The following is a 19,020-nucleotide window of genomic DNA, read 5'->3' on the forward strand; positions in this document are numbered from 1 at the left end:
ATTAACTAAGCTCCTCAAGTTTTGCTAAATCGCGAACAGCTCCTTTGTCTGCACTGGTTGCAAGTAACGCATAGGCTTTAAGTGCAGATGAAACATAACGGTCACGATCAAGTGGTTTATAAGCATCTTTACCGCGTGCTAGTTGCTTTTGTTTACGCGCTTCAAGCTCTTCATCAGACAGGGCTAGGGTGATTTCACGGGTTGCGATATCAATTACTATTTTATCCCCATTTTCAACATAGGCGATTGCACCACCACTTGCTGCTTCTGGTGAAACGTGACCAATTGATAAACCCGATGTACCACCCGAGAAACGACCATCGGTGATAAGCGCACACTTTTCACCTAAGCCCATTGATTTTAAGTAACTCGTTGGATACAGCATTTCTTGCATGCCTGGGCCGCCTTTTGGTCCTTCGTAACGAATCACAACAACGTCACCGGCTTTCACTTCGCCGTTAAGAATACCTTCTACCGAATCATCTTGTGATTCGTATACAACCGCAGGGCCTTCAAAGTGCAGCATTTCTTCAACTACACCGGCACTTTTAACAATACAGCCATCAAGGGCTAAGTTACCTGAAAGTACAGCTAAGCCACCATCTTGACGAAAGGCATTTTCAACACTGCGAATACAGCCGTTTTCACGGTCATTATCAAGTTCTGGCCAGCGGCACTCTTGGCTCATTGCTTTTGTAGTGCGGATACCCGCAGGGCCTGCTTTATAGAATTTTTGCGCTACTTCATTATTAGGATCGGTGGCATCCCATTTAGTCACCATTTCGGCCATAGTGTGTCCTGCTACGTGATCAACAGTTAAATCGACAAGGCCAGCCTTACCTAATTCACGGATAATTGCCATCATGCCACCAGCACGGTGCACATCTTCAATATGATATTTATTGGTTGCAGGCGCCACTTTACAAAGGAAAGGTGTTTTGCGAGAAAGCTCATCGATGTGCGACATATCAAAATCAACACCCGCTTCTTGCGCTGCAGCTAATAAGTGTAAAACCGTATTTGATGAACCACCCATAGCAATATCAACCACCATTGCATTCATAAAGGCAGTGCGATTAGCAATAGCACGTGGTAACACTGCTGCATTGTCTTTTTGATAATACTCACGGCATAAATCAACAATGCGCGCACCTGCTTCAACGTAAAGTTGTTTACGGTCTTTATGCGTAGCTAGTGTGGTACCGTTACCCGGCAGTGCTAAACCAATCGCTTCTAATAAGCAGTTCATTGAGTTGGCAGTAAACATGCCCGAACATGAACCACAAGTAGGACACGCAGAGCGCTCTACTTTTTCAGAGTCTTCATCGCTTACTGTGGTATCAGCGCCTTTTACCATGGCATCAACTAAATCAAGTTTAATGTCGATATCAGCAAGGCGTGTTTTACCCGCTTCCATTGGACCACCTGATACGAAAATAACCGGAATATTTAAACGCAGTGCTGCGAGCATCATCCCCGGAGTGATTTTGTCGCAGTTAGAAATACAGATCATGGCATCAGCACAGTGCGCATTAACCATGTATTCCACAGAGTCAGCAATTAAGTCACGCGATGGTAGTGAATACAGCATGCCACCGTGACCCATTGCGATACCATCGTCGATCGCAATAGTATTAAATTCTTTTGGTACACCACCGGCTTCAGTGATGGTTTCAGCCATTAGCTCACTAAGTTGGTTAAGGTGAACATGACCCGGTACAAACTGAGTATATGAGTTAACAACAGCGATAATTGGCTTACCGAAGTCTTTATCTGTCATCCCTGTTGCACGCCATAAAGCACGCGCCCCTGCACGTTTGCGACCTTCTGTTGTTGTTGCACTTCTTAATTTAGCCATAATTACCTCAGTTGTTGCAGTGGCATGCCACTGACTTCCTCATTCCTAATTTATTTCTCACTAAAGCATCAATCTGATTGCTCTAGCTACCTGTTGATTTTTACTAGATTGCTTGTTGTTGAAATTGGTTTTCAACATTGACGTGTTTCACATCAACCAATTTATTCAATTGTGATGTTAGTAGATAAATTGGCTTATCGCTGTCTACCGTCATGGTGACGTGAAACGCTTCATCAGCCATTTCTAAATTCATGGTTGTTAGGTCAAAGCCACGATGACGCGCAACGCGTAAAAAGCGCTCTACAGCGACACTTTGATTTTTTAGCGCAATCGTTAGGGTGTGTTTCATTTTACTGTCTCCGTCATCATTTCATCATTGGCAGCACCGGGTGGTACAAGCGGCCATACATTTTCTTTATCATCTATACAGGCATGCAGAATGTATGGGCCTTCACTATTTACTAACGCATCAACCGCAGCATCGACTTCATCTGCTTTAGTGATGGTTTGACCTGGAATGCCAAACACCGCTGCTAACTGCACAAAATCAGGATTATCTGAAAGGTTTGTTTCAGAATAACGACCTTCAAAAAATAGCTGCTGCCATTGACGTACCATGCCTAAGCGCTGGTTATCTAGGATTAGAATTTTAACTGGCAGATTGTTACGGCGAATTGTTGCCAGTTCTTGAATGTTCATCATGATTGAGCCATCACCCGACACTGTGATCACATAATCATTTGGACGAGCAACTTGAGCGCCGATAGCGGCCGGTAAACCAAAGCCCATGGTACCCGCACCACCACTACTTAAGTGATTACTTGGGTGGCTAAACTTCATGTGCTGTGCCACCCACATTTGGTGCTGACCCACATCACAGCACACAACACCCGTTGCTGGCATTTTTTGGCTTAGCTGGTTTAATAAATAAGGGGCAAATACTTTCTCGCCTGGATAGTCATAACGCCATGCATGTTCTTTCATCATGCTTTCGATGTGCGTTAACCACTCATCAGGCGTTACAAAACAATCAAGTTGCGGTAATGAGGTTTTTAAATCTGCGACTAATGATGCTTTTGCAGGCTTACGCTTACCAACCTCTGCGGCGTCGATATCAAGGTGTATTACTTTTGCTTTTGCGGCAAACTTGCTTAAATTGCCAGTAACACGGTCGTCAAAACGAGCACCGATACAAACCAAAACATCACACTCTTGCACTGCTAAGTTAGCCGCTTTACCACCATGCATACCTAGCATGCCAAGGTCATATTCATAATCAGGTAATACGCTGCCTAGCGCTTTTAATGTTGATACCGCAGGCATATGTGTTTTTTCTAAAAACTGCATAAGCTCGTTTTGTGCATCAGCAGCCTGTACGCCACCACCAATATACGCCACAGGGCGCTGCGCCTCACTTAAGATTTGATTGGCTATCGCAACTTGGTTTGCGTCTAATTTTGGTAAATGATCTTCAGCAGCTAACCAAGGGTGGAATGGTACTTGCGCCATTTGGATATCTTTTGGGATATCAACTAATACAGGGCCTGGGCGGCCGCTTTGCGCTAGGTGGATGGCTTCTTGTAGTATTTCGGCTAAGTCTTCAGCTCTTTCAACCATGTAACTATGTTTAGTACATGATAACGACATACCTAACACATCCACTTCCTGAAAGGCGTCGGAGCCTATCGCTGCGGTAGGTACTTGCCCTGTGATTGCAAGTAACGGCACTGAATCCATCATCGCATCAGCAAGGGCTGTTATTAAGTTAGTCGCACCAGGGCCTGAAGTTGCAAAGCACACACCTAACTTGCCTGTGCTGCGGGCAAACCCTACAGCTGCAAAACCCGCTCCTTGTTCATGACGCGTCAAATAATGTTTGACTGGCGCACCGTACAAGGCGTCGTAAATAGGCATGATGGCACCACCTGGGTATCCAAAAACATCCTTAACGCCATGTTTGGCTAATAAATCGATTGTTAACTCTGCGCCTGTCATCGTAAATCCTCATTCCTCAGTGACATTGTGTATTTGCTGCAACTCAAACCTTAAAACGAAAAAGCCCCCCGGACTGTTAAGTGCGGGGGGCTTTTTAAATGCTTCACTTTTCTCTAAGCACTAACTAGCCCCCGCGGTAATAATAATCACCACGACGTTAATTAGAATTAGAGAAAGTTTGTTTGTAAGCATTTATCTGTAACCAAATTCTGTTCATTTGTAGCGGAAATCTAGCCATCCCGCTGTCTTTTTCTATTAGTACCGCGCTGGGGCCTGTAAGTCAACATAAAAATCAATTCAAAAAACAGGCTAAAAAGCAATATTAAAGAAATAAATATTCAACAATTTCACATATAAAGATTTATATTTCACTATTTATTGAARATTGAAATTTCATACCTCGTTATTTGCAATTATATGATTGATTAATTTTTAGCAATTAGATGTGATTTTTCTGCATAAAGCCGATTTAATTTAACGCCTCAAAGAAAAATTAGTTTAGTATTGAAAAAACCACGTTATGAAAAGGAAAGTTATGAAATTCGTCCAGCGTATAAATGCCCTGTTTTTTATGGTGCTACTGCTTGGTTTTAGCCAATATGCACTTGCAGAGCCGGGGTTATGGAAAGTAGAAAAAAACGGCGTTGCTTCTTATTTATTTGGTACCGTGCATGTTGGCGATAACAGCATGAAAGGCTTGCCAAGTAAGGTAACAAAAGCACTCGATAACTCAGATAAAGTCATTGTTGAGGTGGATATCAGCGCCATTTCACCGATGGAAATGCAGCGTCGCTCATTACCATTTATGATGCTGAAAAATGGCAAAACCTTACAATCTGAATTATCACCAGAAAACTATGCAAAACTGCAAAAGTACTTTGCTAATAAATCAATTGATATTGCGATGTTTAAGAACTTAGCACCATGGGCGGTGATGGTCACCATGATGCAGATGGAGTTCCAAAGTGTTGGTTTTTCAGATCAATACGGCATCGACAAGCAAGTACTTTCTTACGCTCAAGAACATAAAATTTCTATTGGTGAGCTAGAAACTCTTGAACGCCAAATGGAAATGTTTGAGCACTTAGCAATTATGAATGACAAGATGATCGAAGAAACATTCGAGCAACTTGCAGACGTAGACACCTACTTTTTTGGTCTTATCAAGGCTTGGAAATCGGGTGATATGAAAACACTTACGCAGTTTTATAACGAAAGCTTTGATGACTCTGAATATGGTCAACTAAGCGAGCAAGTGATGTTGATAGACCGTAACAACGATTGGGTTAATCAACTATCGACTCGCATCGGTAAAGAAAAGCTGTTCATTGCAGTGGGCGCTTTGCACTTACCAGAGCAACACGGTTTATTGAAGCAATTAACAGATAAAGGTTTCACCATTACCCGTATCTAAATGATTTTAATCGTTTAAAAGCGCCTTATGGCGCTTTTTTTGTGAAATCTGCCATCTCTAAATAATTGTTGATACCGTCTATTTTGTCACTCGCGTGGTGATTAACATACACCACGGTGCTGGTACCTGCAGCGCAGATTTTTTCTATTAGTAATAACACGCGTTGCCTATTCGCTTCATCGAGGCCTAAGCAAGGTTCATCAAGGATCAATAAGTTAGGATGTTTAACCATAGCCCGAGCAATCAACAATAAACGCTGATCACCAAAAGACAGCTGGCTAAATGAACTGCTTTGTTTATCACTTAACCCTAATAACGCTAACCACTTTTTGGCAATGGCAAGTTGCTTATCGGTGGCTTTTTGGTAAAGACCAATGCTGTCATAAAAGCCCGAAACAACCGTATTGAGCGCGGTGATACTCACTCGATAATCCATATGCAGCGCGTTAGAAATATAACCAATGTGCTGTTTAATTTGCCAAATACTCTCACCGCTTCCGCGCTGATAGCCAAACACCTTGATATCGTTGTTGTAACACTGCGGGTTATCACCTGTGATAAGGTTCAGCAAACAGGTTTTACCTGAGCCATTTTTACCTGTTAACTGCCAATGTTCGCCTTGGTTAATTTGCCAGTTTAGTTTTTCAAATACAGCCTCGCCGCCATAACTCACTGCTGCGTTATTGAGTCTTACCAGCATTGAATCCGTGAGCGGAGGCGCTTGATGGTCAATATCAGCCTCAGGTATTTGTAACTGAGTATGAGTTAGATGCAATAGCTTTAGTAAATCATCGCGCTGCTCGGGTGTAGGCTTCGCTAATTGCTCTGTGACATGACCCTCTTTAACATAGGCGTAATGATCAACAAAGTCAGGGATCTCAGTTAAGCGATTGAGCACAAAAATAAGGGTCGTTGTTTTACTAAGCTCTGCGAGTAGCTGATTAAGCCCTGCCATTGCCATGACATCTAAGCCATCAAAAGGCTCATCAAGCACAAGTAAATCTGGTCGACCTATTATGGCTTGAATCAACATCAGTTTGCGGGTTTCACCGGTCGATAAATCGCGAAATGCCTTGCTAAGTTTGTCACTAAAATCAAATAGGCTTATTAACTGCTGTAGCACATCACTATCAAGCTGTTGCTCGTCTCGACCTGCAATAATTAACTCATAAACCGTACTCGAAGGCGTAACGCCATCAATAATATCATCTTGATCTTTAGTTAGCTCAGCCGCAAGGAACTGCTTTTGGCTGTCTGGCGAAACCAATGCTATACGCTCAAAGCTATTCTCATACTGGCCTTTTTCTATTTTCGCAAAACCGGCAATGGCAGCCGCCACGGCCGATTTACCCGCCCCATTCGCACCAAGTAAAACCCATTGCTGCAATGGCGATACATTGATATTGAGATCATCTAAATAATATACGTCATTGCCCTGCCCCTTTAGGCTAGCTTTAACATTAACCAACTGCACTTGTTGCACTTTGAATCCTCATTCTAAGTTACCGTTAGCTTGACGTTACCGTATTCGATAAAAAATTAAAAATCGTTTAAACCTTTTTTGAACACAGCTGCGACTAAGGTATAAAAGGTCATCAACAGGAAACAGACAATGAAAAAATTACTTTGTGTAGCAGCAATTGGCTTAGCACTAACAACAACATACGCAATGGCAAAAGATTCACGTGAACTAAATCACAACTTCGCAGTGAATAGCGCAAGCCAGCTTGATATTGATTTTCCGGTGGGCAGCTTAGAGGTCGAAAGCTATGACGGTAGCGAAGTCGTCGTTACGGTTCGCATTGAACCAAAAAATGACAATAGCTGGTTCAGCTCTGATGTCGATTTATCAGATATTGAATTAAGCCACTCGCAAAGCGCCAGCTCACTTAGCTTAAAATTAGATAACGACGACATTCAACAAAACTGGCATGTAAAAATGCCTAAATCGATGGCAATTGATGTTGAACTTGGTGTTGGCGATATTGAAATTAACGACGCAAGTAATTCAGTTGAGATTGAGCTTGGTGTGGGCGCGGTAAGAATTGATAGCGCGCTTGATGACTACAAACGTATCGAGCTTGATACAGGTGTCGGCGACACTAAAATTCGCGGCTTAAAAAATGACGGTAACACTAGCCGTAAAGTGGTTAGCTCGCATTCAAGCTATCGTGGCAATGGCCAATACGATATTGAAGTCGAGGTGGGTGTTGGCGACATTAAAGTAACGAACTAATTTAACGCTTTGGTTATCCCTGTGAGCTCTCAGTAAATAAAATGCTGAGAGCTTTTTGAACTGAATCTAGCGAGATCGGTTTATATACGTGCAAGTTTGCTCCAAGCTCATATACTCGTTGCAAATCTTCATTCGATGTATTGGCGGTCACCACCAAAATTGGCACTTGTTGCCCCTGCTCATTACGAATAATATCAATCGCTTTAAAGCCATCCATAACTGGCATATTTAAATCCATAAAAATTAAATCGTAATGCTTATCTGAGGCTTTATCTGTGGCAATTAAGCCGTTTTCAGCCACATCAAAGCTGTAATTTAAATGGCTAACCATGCGACCTAAAATAGTCGCATTCAATGGGTTATCTTCCACAATTAAACAATGTAATGCTTGCGGCAGCGGCGCTGGCATTGCTGATTTAGGCGTGCTTTCTAGTTCAAAATTAATTAACACTTTCACACCTTGTGGCTCAGCATTAAGAAATTGGATTTCTCCTTTTAATGCTTTAACAATGTGCATAACCCTAAGCAGCCCCGTTTTTAAGCCTTGAAAATGTTGCTCTGAGTCATTTTCGTAGCTAAGTAAATCTGTCGGCGGCTTTTCAAAGCCTTTACCGTTATCTTGTATTTCCATTACAAAGTGCTGCTCACCTTGGCATGCAGCTGTTACGGCAATACGGCCTTGGCTTGGAGTAAATTTAACGGCATTGTTAATGATTTCAGCAACGATTTGCGTCAACCTTGCATGGTCAGTGCTCACCTCTTTATTGAGTGACTCAGCTAAGTTCACGCTCAAGGTAATACCTTTATCGTTACAGGCATATTCATAGGGTGAGATAGCTTGCTTTAATGTTGATAACAAATTGCTGCTAGTAAAACTTAACTGCCATTCTCCCGAGGTTAGCTGCTGTAAGTCCATTAATTCGTCTAGCATAGCCACCAGCCTATTAACGCAATAAAGCGCCTGCTGTTTAGTCAGTTGCTGACTGTCGCTGATATCGAGCGCTTCGATTGATGCGGTTAAACCTTGCAATGGTGTTCTAAATTCATGACTGGTACGGGCTATAAAACGCTCTTTATTTTTATTAACACGCTCAGCAAACTCTTTTTGTTCTTTGTATTTAGCAATATTTTTAGTGACCAGTTTCTCCATGGGTTTAAAAATGAAAAATAACTCAATGGCTAATAACACCATGGCGATGAGCCAAAACAATAACTCTAAAACCGCCAAAAATGTGACTTTTTGAACTGATTTTTGCTCAAGTAACTTAACCGCTTGGTCTAGCTTTGTGAGTAGTGCTTCAAGCTGATTACTAACAAATGTTGAGCGGTCCACATAGGCAAAATCATTAGTATTGTTTAATAGCTGCTGCGCTTTACTCACATAACGCTTCACGTGCTCATCTAATGCGGTAGGAGGCGAGAAGTAATGGGCCTCAAGCGCCTCATTTAAATGAATATAGTGACCTTGCTCATCCTGCTGAATTAAAAATTGATGCCCTGCAATAAATTGCTCAACGGCTTGTTCCAGTAGTCTTCGGTGTTGCTGTTGGAAATGATCGGATTCATGGTAAATGAGTGCATTGCCGTACAAGGCTATTTTTTGTGACAGCATGCGTTGCTTACCGGCAATGTTGATAACTTTGGCGTCACCCTTTTGGATATACAAAAGGCTCTGTATCAAGATAGCTGATACAGAGATCAATATGGCAATCGCCAATAACCCCCAGCGATATCGTTTTCGGATATCTGTGACTAGCTGCAACATGTTTTACTCATTATTTTTTAAAAGTAATTGTAGTTCATAGAATACAAGAAAGCCCACTTGAAGTGGGCTTTAAACATGATAGTTAACAGAAATTTATCGATTTTCGAGTCGGTTATAGTCAAATAACCCAAATTCAACGCCGCGATACTCTTTCGCTACACGGTGTAAAATATCGCTGTATTGCCAAAACTGTGGATGTGTTCGGCGAATAGCGAACTCACTTTTCAGATCTCTGTAAGCTGCTTCATCTGTTGCTTTAGCAAGCCCAGCTACAAAAGCTGCAATTTGCTGGTCATTGTGTAAGTACCAAATGGCTTCTGGGTAATCACCTATGAACCCAGGCACAATCGTTACTGTATCTTCGTCATAAGCTCGTTGCCCTTCTTCATTCAATAAGCTCGAAATATTGTAATGAGCATTATGATGGATCAGGGTATAGGCCTTGTGCTTATCATCGCCATCTTTGACTAACACAAACGAAATTTGCGGTAGCAAGTTCACTGCTTTAACCGGAAGGTTGTTAATTTTAGCAAGTGGCTCAGGCACTTTCGTATAGTCGTAACGAGGGCTTAAAATTGGCTTAAGCTTCTCTTTTAGCATATTGAACAACTCTGACTGCGAGTCCATTGTTTTGTATTCAATACCCGTAGGTTGGCTAAATGACAATTCATCTTCAAAGAAACTCGTTAAGCTAGGTGGTGATTTACGATACCACTGAGCTTTAATTTCTTTGCGCTTAGCTTCTGGCAATAATGCAAGGTAGTTTGCTTCACCCTCTAAGCGTAAAAAGTCCATATACAAACGAGTTAATAACTGATGACCAATGTTGCCATACACATCAAACCCCGCCACCAGCAAGTAGTGAATACGTTCAAATAGTGCGTAGTCGAGTATCCAGGCGGTTTTTGGTTGCTGGCCTATCCAGCCCTTTACAACTGTTGCGCTATCAAAGTGGCGGAACACCGTCAGTGCTGCATTTTGGTTATGGCCATCACCCTGCCAAAGTAAATCGGTTGTTAGATGCTGACCGTTCTCAAACATCTTATTAGCCAGTGCAACTTTGGCTGACAGGTATTTGTTTTGGCGTTTTGAATACTTCACCCAACTAGAAATCGGCAAGGCATTGCTTTCTTCTTCTGCTGGTAATGCTAAGGCATCTTCATGTTGTAACAACAATTCACCCACTTTAGGTGTCGCCGCCATTTCAGGTTTAGCAAACCCCACCCAGAACTGGTCGTTAATCACGTTTAACGCGATTTGACCTCGACAAACAGGCCCTTTAATAAAACCCATAATAATAAGCTCAGCTTCATCAAGCATAAATTGATAACGTGAGTTTACTGGGATTGCAGCAAAGGCTTTAAACGGATTTGATGCCACTTCTGGTTTATAGCTTGGCAGTTTATTTACTTGATAATCAGCTTTAATAAATTGCGAATGGATGCGTGCAAGCTTTTCGTCATTTAATGCTAAAGGTAAATGTGTTTTCGCTAAAATAGTCGAGCGGTCATGCATTAAACGGTAGTAAACACGCTCAACTTTAGGGTCTTCATAAGGGCGACGGGTGCTAATGTGTTTGATCTCTTCACCTGGCGGAGTCGAAGAGCGAACTAGCTTAAAGTAGCTGTGTTTATCGCCATGTTCAGGGAAGTAAATATGCGCTAAATACCAGTGCTCATAAATATAGCGAGCAGCCAGTTGATGCTTTAAACCATCTTGATTTAAAAATGCTTCCCAACGTTCAACTTGTTTTAGTACGCCTTCTTCAGGAGGCTCCATATGAGCAAGGTAACCGCCCTTCTTAAGCCATTTAGCAAGGTGTTGAAACTCTTCGCTTGAGATCCCCGGCAAACCATATGGCATACCACTGTGTGGGTTATCTTTAGCGAATGAGTCAAATTCATTCATTGTGGTGCATGTTTGTTCACGATCGAGCGAAAAATCAAACTCATCGCCTAAAATAGCTTGCTTAGGAAGAGGGCTACTTTGCTTAAGTACTAAGGCATTATAAAGCACGCTACCCGCTAGGTTCGCTTCTTCGGTTTGTGCTCGCTCGTTAAGTACTGGCGTAAAGCCTTTTTCACGCCACTGGGCGGTAGAAGTCGCATCAAACAGTAAGCGACTTGGCTCTTGGGCTAGTAAACGAGTGCCATCATAAACACGCTCTTTACTTAAGCCGCGGTCAATACCTTCCACAGAAGATAACTTAAGCTGACATGGTGCGTCATAACAGCCGTGACAAACCACACAACGAGTGTCTAGCACCGGCTTTACATCACTTAAAAACTCCGCGCCTTCAAGTGTTGATGCAGCAACAACGCGCGCTCTAGGTTGCTCTTCACCAAACAGTTCATCGTAATGAGCAGCACCTAAATAAGCACAACCACTTAATAAAATAAGACCAAATACGGTAGTGAGGAGTTTTCTCATCCTTCCTCCTCGATATCTTCAACGTCATCGCCTAAATCGAAGGTTGGCATCATATCGACTTGCGGCGATACAAAGGTTTGGTCGTTGTCGCAACTAAGCATCGCGCTTAATAGTGGCCCACGAACGAGTGTCAGCTGCGCATCATGCTCACTATCAATCAATGCTTGATAGTCATCATTTAACGCTTCAAGACGATATTCATTAATGGCAATTGCGACACTGCTATCAACAGCTGGATTTTGGCAAAGCTGCGCGAGTAACTCTTCGCTTAGCGTTACATGTAATAGTAAATCTGGAGATTCGATATCGCGGCTGTGAAGGTTTTCATCGAAATAAAAAAGAGGAAGGGTTAAATCGCTATTTTGCTCTAATTCCATGTGCTGCTCTCTACATCAAAATGACTTTTAATTATACGAGTATAGCAAACTATAAGTTCAATAATTAGCGAAACTTATCAGCCGTTAGCAGCTTTTTAGCCGCTAACTAACCGAATTATAAAAACAGTGAAAAATGCATTACCAAGGTAGCGTTTCGCCGTTTGAATGCCAAAACCCACCTGTGTTGCTAAGGTTTAATTCGTCAATCCGCTTGATGAGCCGCTCTGCAGCAGTTTCAGGGCTAATATCGCCTGCAAAATTAACCATTTGCGTTTGTACAAAGCCCGGGTGGAATAACCCTACAGCAATTTTTTTATCTTTTAGCTCATGGGCTAAACTAACACTGGCAGCATTAAGTGCCGCTTTTGACATACGATAACCAATGTAACCGCCCGAGCCATTATCAGCAATTGAGCCCATGCGCGATGTGATCATCGCCACTTTGGCATCAATGCCTAAGCTTTGCTGTAATGCATGAGTAATGCGAATAGGTGCGATACTGTTTACACTAATTTGCTTTTCTATAGCAGCAAAGTCCATATCAGCTAATGTTTCGTTATGAAAAATACCGGCGTTGTTAACCAAAATATCAATCTTGTCGCCGTGTAAGTAATTGGCAAGTGTTGCAACATCATCGGCATCAGCCACATCAATATCGCTAATAATTTTCACATCGAGTGCTTGAAGCTCCTCACTTGGCGTGCGAACCACTGCAGTAACACGGTAACCTTGGGCTGAATACTGTTTACAAAAATTAAGACCAATACCTTTATTGGCCCCCGTAACCACCACATGCTTAGTCATCAATCTGCTCCTTAATTAGCTTTTTATACCAATTCGCTTAATTAAATGGTCTATTTTGAGGCAAGAAAACCTCATTGATAACAAGGCAAAAATTTCGTTATTTAGTTGTTCTAAATCAGAAATTTTTAACGCAGGTAGCGACAGGTTTAATCCCTCAAAATGACTAAGTATTATTGCGAATTGGTATTATACCCAAACCACCTCAAGGTGCGAGTTTGTGCATTTTGAGGGGGCTTAGATATATATACCTTGGGACAGATTGGCAAAAACCAAGGGCTTAAGTTAATTCATCAATGGTTGATTTAAGTATAGAAAATACGGCCCCTTGTGGATCGGTAATCACACTAAAGCGCCCAACATCTGGAATGTCTGTTGCTGGCACACAAATAGCGCCATTAAGCTGCGTTGCTTTAGCGACTGCCTGATCGCAATCTGCTACCGCAAAATACGGCATCCAATGGGGTGGAATATCATCGGGCCATTCATTGGTCATCTCAAGCATGCCCGCAATCGGTTGCTCATCGATGGTAAATAAGGTGTAGTCCATGCCCTCCATGGGTTTCACCTCAAACTGCCACCCGAATAACTGACAATAAAAGTCGCGACTTTTTTGCATGTCTTTCGATACAAGCTCAAACCAGTAAGGTAGGTTAAGCTCTTGCACTCGTTTAGCCCCGATATGCTCACCGGCTTGCCATAAGGCAAATGTTGCACCGCCTGGTTCTTGAAGCATCACCATGCGACCTGCCGTCATAACATCATGTGGCCCGGCCAATACAGTTGCACCTAATGATTTTGCCAACTCTGTGCTTTGGTCAACATCATCAACAGCAATGTACAATAACCAATGGGTTGGCATCTCGCTCATACTTTCTGGCAGTTGATACATAGCGGCAATATCATCACCTTGTTTTTTCAGCATGGTGTAATACATATCTTCGCCTATCGGCTGGTCATCAAAACTCCAGTCAAAAAGTTGCGTATAAAACTGCTTTGCAGCTTGCCAGTCTTTCGCGCATAACTCGGCCCAGCAGAAAGTACCTGCTGGGTGTTTTGTATTTATTTTTGTCATGACTGTTCCTCCTTGGTTAAACTTAAGCAACAATGGCACAATTTACCAATCAAACCAGACAATAGTTGCAACACTTCGTAGAAATAAGTAATTTTGCCTTAACTAAACAAACAATAAACTGCTCTAGAAAGCACGGAGTTACAGAGACAAAAATGCCGCTAAAAAAGCGGCATTGTAATAATTAATTAGTGATGATGGCCATGCTCACCTTTGAGCTGATTACCTTGCGCATCATAAAAACCGCTCGCGCCATGCTCAACAAACCCTAAGTTGATCATTTTAGCTAAAAACGGATCGCTTTCATTATCACCGATATCTGCGTAATCGGTTGTTTGGTAGTTATCCCATTTCGCAAACTCAGCCTGCACATTCTGTTGATTGTGGTGGCTGGCTGTTAAAGTAATTTCACGGCTATATGTTGGTGTTGAAATACGAATTGCTTTGAGTAACTTTTGATTGGCAAGCCAGCTTAGCTCTATTTTGCTATCACCCTGCTGTTGTGTGTAATATTCTGTTAGCTCACAGCCTTCACCTGTGCTTTTCTGGTGCGTCATAGAGGCTAAAAACTTATCACTTACTAACTGATATTTGCTACTCCAATCTTGTTCACCTTGCACTTCCGATGGTTGATACTCAATACCACGCTGGGCATGCTGAAAATAACGAATTGGGCGAATTTGTTGATTGCGCAACTGTTGCCATAATTCAATAAACTGTGGATTCTGCTTAGCCACCTGGTGAGGCGTACGCCAAAGGGTAAAGGTGTTTTCAGTATGCTGCTTATTAGCAACTATATCTGTGGTGACCGTATAGTCTGCTTGCGTAAAACCGGTGTTCATATCGCATTGCCCTGCAACAGCAAGTGGGCTAAGTAATGAGGCAAGTAAGATGGCTGCTTTCACGGGATTCTCTTTTTGTCTTGGTTTTCAGTATAACTAATTGAGTAAGGGAGGCTCAGAGCCTCCCAAGAACTCATTACTGTGCTAATTTAGCATCGGCTTGTTTAACAAGGTCAGCGGCATAATCCATAACATGGAAGATAAGGCTTTGCTCATTAGTGCCTGTTACTAAATGTGCACCTGGGCCTACTGCATACACACCCACATCTTCTGCTGCGTGTGTTTCAGAACCTAGTGGTACGACGGCTTCTTGGTGGAAACCAGGTGTTGTTGTGTCAACATCAGTTAGATCTACACGACCCGTTACCGGCGCATAGTTATAACCTGCATCAGCATCAGTCTCATCACCTAAGTCGCGGAAACCGCCACCATTGGTATAACCAACCGTTGTGTATGGCATGTTATCTGCTGCAAGTGATGGTTCATCACTACCCACAGGTACCACTTTACCTAAGATTGGGTTACCACGTTTTGGGTAGCCTGCAATGGTAAATACGTGGCTGTGGTCAGCTGTAACTATGATCAGCGTGTCTTCAATGCTGGTTTTATCAAGAGCAACTTGGACTGCTTTTGAAAGCGCAACTGTGTCGCTTAGTGCATTGTAAGCATTACCCGCGTGGTGCCCGTGGTCAATACGGCCAGCTTCAACTGTTAGCATGAAACCATTAGCGTTGTTGTCTAACACATCAATTGCTTTTGCTGTCATCTCAGCAAGCGAAGGCTCGCCCGCTACATCGTTTGCGCGATCGGCTTCGTATTGCATATGTGATTCATTAAATAAACCAAATACGCGCTCTGTTGACTCTGCATCGATTGCATCAAAACCTGCTTGGTCCATCACATATTGACCTGCTGGGTATTTAGCTTTCCATTCAGCTGTTAGGTCGCGACCATCTGTACGGTCACCTTCTACAGCGCTCACAGCATCAGCAGAGTTAAAAGCTGCATCTTTCGGTAAGAAATGACGACGACCGCCGCCCATGACAACTTCTAAACCATCAACATCTAGGCCTTCGTAGCGTGCTTCTAGGTTTGCTTCAAAATTAACTAATTGCGATGCAATATCTTCACAACCAGCGGTAACTGCCGCCTCTGGCATATCTGATACGTCTTCCCAGTTACGGTCGGCCGATTTTGCATACGTTGCTGCAGGTGTTGCATGAGTGATACGCGCTGTCGAAACAATACCAGTCGACTTACCGGCAATCTCAGCAAGCTCAGTGGCTGTAACTAGTTCATTACCTGCAACCGTTGCACAGTTACCACGCTCGATGTCTTCATCAACACCGATAACGCCAGCATCCGTTTTTACGCCCGATGCCATTGCTGTCATCGTCCCCGCAGAATCAGGTGTTTGCGCATCAACGTTATAGGTTTTAGCAAACCCTGAGAAAGGTAGTGTTTCAAAGCTTAGTTGGTGCTCTTCACCTAACTTACCTTCAAGCTGACCGGCCATGATACGTGCTGCCGTCACGGTTGAAATACCCATGCCGTCACCAACAAACAGAATCACGTTTTTCGCTTTACCAGACTCTTTTACAACGGCAGCAATATTTTCTTCGCTAGTAGCGACTTTAACTTGTGCTGACTTGAACCATTCATTATCGGTCAACGGCGCTAATTGCGATGCCGTTAACGACGTTGCTGGTGCATTACATGCAACGGTTGTGTCCGTTACTTCTGCTGAGTCTAGCTCACCGTTATCGTTGCTATCTGCACCGGTTAGCGTTTCTGTACCACCGTTTACGCACTGCTCAGAACCAACAGCTAATGTATTTTCAACGGTTAATGTTTTTGGTGAGTTGTCATCGTCATCAGAACAACCCGCTAATGCCACTACTACAGCAAGAGAAATTAAATTTAGTTTTTTCATCGTCGTCGCCATTATTCTTCAATTAGTTCTAGAGCTTGGTTAATGATGTGGAAAATTACGTTTTGCTCCACAACGCCTTGTGCTAGTTGCGCACCTGGACCTTTTGCATGAAGTGAAATATCTTCACCCGCATGAGTCTCAGAACCTAATGGCACGGTAGCTTCTTGGTGATAACCAGGCATCGTCGTATCAACACCCGTTAAATCAACACGACCTGCAAATGCCGCTTCGCTATATGATGCATCTGCATCAGTTTCATCACCTAAATCGCGAAAACCTAAACCATTTGCATAACCAACTGTGGTGTACGGCATACCATCTGCCGCAAGGCTTGGCTCTTCGCTACCAATGGCAACCACTTGACCTAAGATTGGATTACCGCGCTTTGGATAACCCGCAATAGTAAATACGTGGCTGTGGTCGGCAGTAACAAGAATAAGTGTTTCTTCTGGGTTGGTGTTCTCAACTGCTGTTTGCACTGCTTTGGCAAATTCAACGGTATCGTTTAACGCGTTATAAGCATTGCCCGCATGGTGGCCATGGTCGATACGACCAGACTCAACCGTTAAGAAAAAGCCTTTTTCATTGCTCTTTAAGATGTCGATCGCTTTACCTGTCATTTCAGATAATGACGGCTCACCCGCAACATCGTTAGCGCGATCTGCTTCGTATTGCATGTGTGATTCGTTAAATAATGCAAATACACGTTTGCTGTCAGCATTTAGTGTATCAAAGCCAGCTTGGTCCATGACGTACTTGCCATCAGGGTACATTTCTTGCCATTCAGCAGTTAGGTCACGCTCATCAGTACGGTCACCTTCTACTTCACTGACTGCATCAGCTGAATTGAACGCTGCATCTTTCGGTAAGAAGTGACGACGTCCGCCACCCATCACAACTTCAAGACCATCTACGTCAGTACCTACGAAGCGTGCTTCTAGGTTCTTCTCGAAATTAACAAGTTGTGAGGCGATATCTTCACAACCGGCTTCTACAGCATCAGCTGGCATGTCTGACACGTCTTCCCAGTTACGGTCAGCTGATTTTGCATAGGTTGCAGCCGGGGTTGCGTGAGTAATACGCGCCGTTGAGACAACACCTGTTGCTAGACCTTTAATTTCAGCCAGCTCTGTTGCGGTAATTAACTCATTACCCGCAACCGTTGCACACTCGCCACGCTCGATATTTTCGTTAACACCAATTACACCTACATCGGTTTTAACACCTGAAATAATTGCTGTCATTGTGCCTGCAGAGTCAGGGGTTTGCGCATCAACGTTATAAGTTTTGATTTGCGCTGAGTAAGGGAATTCTTCAAAGCTAAGTAAGCCTTCTTCGCCCGACTTGCCTTCCATTTGCCCCGCCATAATACGAGATGCAGTCAGCGTTGATATACCCATACCATCGCCAACAAATAAAATGACATTTTTAGCTTTGAACGTTTGCTCAGCCTGAGCCGCCGCTTCTTTTTCTGTTAATTTTGTTTCAGCAGCACTATACCAATCATTTTGTTTTTGACTGTCTGGTAACACACCTGCATTGGCCGTCGCTGACAACGCCAGCGTTAAACCAATTGCAGTAGCAATTTTATTAATTTTCATCGTTACGTTCCGTTAGTACGTTATTTTAAGAATTTGAGTGCTAACTAAACTGCACTTGGATAATTAGCGCAGCCATACTAAGAAGGCATTGTTACTAAAAAAGTGGTTTTTCATGACGAAATGATGAAACAAAAACGACTTTAGATATAAGTAAGTATTTAGTTTTAGGGGAAATAATAGGGTTAGGTGCTAGGGGCGAGTTAGCGAGTTAGCGAGTTAGCGAGTTAGCGAGGGTAAAGATTCTAGGTTCTAGGTCAAGCATAACCTTGGGAGTGCTTTATGATAGTTTGGTTTTATCAAAGTACAGGTTTTCATGGATTGTGTTGGGTTTCGCTTCGCTCAAACCAACCTACCCGAAGAATGAACAGGGCAAATGCTGAGTGAAAACACAAAACTAAACAACCCCACCGATCGATGATCTGACGTCTGAAAGCTGACAGCTGATAGCTTTTCACCCATAAAAAAACCCGAGACTAAGCTCGGGTTTTTCTTAATGCTTAATGCATCACTATAGTTGATTACTCAACGATAGTTGCAACAACACCAGCACCAACTGTACGGCCACCTTCACGGATAGCGAAGCGTAAACCTTCGTCCATCGCGATTGGGCAGATTAGTTCTACAGTCATCTTGATGTTATCACCAGGCATTACCATTTCAACGCCGTCTGGTAACTGTACGTCACCTGTTACGTCA

The 19,020-nt window shown here is 43.0% G+C and carries 14 protein-coding genes and 1 pseudogene; 2 read left to right on the forward strand and 13 right to left on the reverse strand.

The features are described from left to right. Nucleotide 1 precedes the first annotated feature (1 nt). The 3 genes from ilvD to ilvG form a co-directional block, all read right to left on the reverse strand. The gene (ilvD, locus tag AOG26_RS03110; protein ID WP_054561167.1) at nucleotides 2-1,858 is read right to left on the reverse strand and encodes a dihydroxy-acid dehydratase; all 1,857 of its coding nucleotides are present in this window, start codon (nucleotides 1,856-1,858) and stop codon (nucleotides 2-4) included. Nucleotides 1,859-1,961: 103 nt separating this feature from the next. Continuing rightward, the gene (gene ilvM / locus AOG26_RS03115; RefSeq protein WP_054554110.1) at nucleotides 1,962-2,207 is read right to left on the reverse strand and encodes an acetolactate synthase 2 small subunit; all 246 of its coding nucleotides are present in this window, start codon (nucleotides 2,205-2,207) and stop codon (nucleotides 1,962-1,964) included. Beyond that, nucleotides 2,204-3,853: an acetolactate synthase 2 catalytic subunit gene (gene ilvG / locus AOG26_RS03120; protein ID WP_054561168.1), complete on the reverse strand. Its 1,650-nt coding sequence runs from the start codon at nucleotides 3,851-3,853 to the stop codon at nucleotides 2,204-2,206. Before ilvG ends, ilvM begins: the two co-directional genes overlap by 4 nt. A 535-nt stretch (nucleotides 3,854-4,388) precedes the next feature. Between ilvG and AOG26_RS03125 the strand changes: the two genes are divergently transcribed. After that, nucleotides 4,389-5,267, forward strand: a complete 879-nt coding sequence (locus AOG26_RS03125) for a TraB/GumN family protein (RefSeq protein WP_054561169.1) — start codon at nucleotides 4,389-4,391, stop codon at nucleotides 5,265-5,267. 25 nt (nucleotides 5,268-5,292) lie between these two features. Here the strand turns inward: AOG26_RS03125 and modF are convergent, their stop codons facing one another. Then, nucleotides 5,293-6,750 (reverse strand): molybdate ABC transporter ATP-binding protein ModF, encoded by a 1,458-nt coding sequence (gene modF / locus AOG26_RS03130; protein ID WP_054561170.1) that lies wholly within the window; start codon nucleotides 6,748-6,750, stop codon nucleotides 5,293-5,295. A gap of 129 nt (nucleotides 6,751-6,879) precedes the next feature. Here modF and AOG26_RS03135 point away from each other — a divergent pair, with 129 nt between their 5' ends. Beyond that, nucleotides 6,880-7,503: a hypothetical protein gene (locus AOG26_RS03135; RefSeq protein WP_054561171.1), complete on the forward strand. Its 624-nt coding sequence runs from the start codon at nucleotides 6,880-6,882 to the stop codon at nucleotides 7,501-7,503. Between the two features lie 13 nt (nucleotides 7,504-7,516). Here AOG26_RS03135 and AOG26_RS03140 read toward each other — a convergent pair whose 3' ends face one another. From AOG26_RS03140 to tuf, 9 genes and pseudogenes are all read right to left on the reverse strand, one after another. After that, entirely contained in the window at nucleotides 7,517-9,268 is a 1,752-nt protein-coding gene (locus AOG26_RS03140) for a hybrid sensor histidine kinase/response regulator (protein ID WP_082401552.1), read from the reverse strand. 93 nt (nucleotides 9,269-9,361) lie between these two features. Further along, nucleotides 9,362-11,698, reverse strand: coding sequence for a fatty acid cis/trans isomerase (locus tag AOG26_RS03145; protein WP_054561173.1), 2,337 nt, complete (start codon nucleotides 11,696-11,698; stop codon nucleotides 9,362-9,364). After that, nucleotides 11,695-12,075 carry a hypothetical protein gene (locus AOG26_RS03150; protein ID WP_054561174.1) on the reverse strand — a complete coding sequence of 127 codons (381 nt, stop codon included), beginning with the start codon at nucleotides 12,073-12,075 and terminating at the stop codon, nucleotides 11,695-11,697. The genes AOG26_RS03145 and AOG26_RS03150 overlap by 4 nt, the downstream gene beginning before the upstream one ends. Before the next feature lie 138 nt (nucleotides 12,076-12,213). After that, nucleotides 12,214-12,879, reverse strand: coding sequence for an SDR family oxidoreductase (locus tag AOG26_RS03155; protein WP_054561175.1), 666 nt, complete (start codon nucleotides 12,877-12,879; stop codon nucleotides 12,214-12,216). Between the two features lie 277 nt (nucleotides 12,880-13,156). Further along, a complete protein-coding gene (locus tag AOG26_RS03160) occupies nucleotides 13,157-13,951 on the reverse strand; it encodes a VOC family protein (RefSeq protein WP_054561176.1) in 795 nt (264 codons plus the stop codon). Between the two features lie 185 nt (nucleotides 13,952-14,136). Continuing rightward, nucleotides 14,137-14,853: a hypothetical protein gene (locus AOG26_RS03165; RefSeq protein WP_054561177.1), complete on the reverse strand. Its 717-nt coding sequence runs from the start codon at nucleotides 14,851-14,853 to the stop codon at nucleotides 14,137-14,139. Between the two features lie 73 nt (nucleotides 14,854-14,926). Continuing rightward, a complete protein-coding gene (locus tag AOG26_RS03170; protein WP_054561178.1) occupies nucleotides 14,927-16,723 on the reverse strand; it encodes an alkaline phosphatase in 1,797 nt (598 codons plus the stop codon). A gap of 11 nt (nucleotides 16,724-16,734) precedes the next feature. Next, nucleotides 16,735-18,324: an alkaline phosphatase gene (locus AOG26_RS03175; RefSeq protein WP_054561179.1), complete on the reverse strand. Its 1,590-nt coding sequence runs from the start codon at nucleotides 18,322-18,324 to the stop codon at nucleotides 16,735-16,737. A 518-nt stretch (nucleotides 18,325-18,842) separates the two neighbouring features. Further along, nucleotides 18,843-19,020, reverse strand: a pseudogene (gene tuf / locus AOG26_RS20430) (elongation factor Tu); the annotation flags it as partial.

The organism is Pseudoalteromonas sp. UCD-33C (assembly GCF_001306895.1).
Classification (GTDB): Bacteria; Pseudomonadota; Gammaproteobacteria; order Enterobacterales; family Alteromonadaceae; genus Pseudoalteromonas.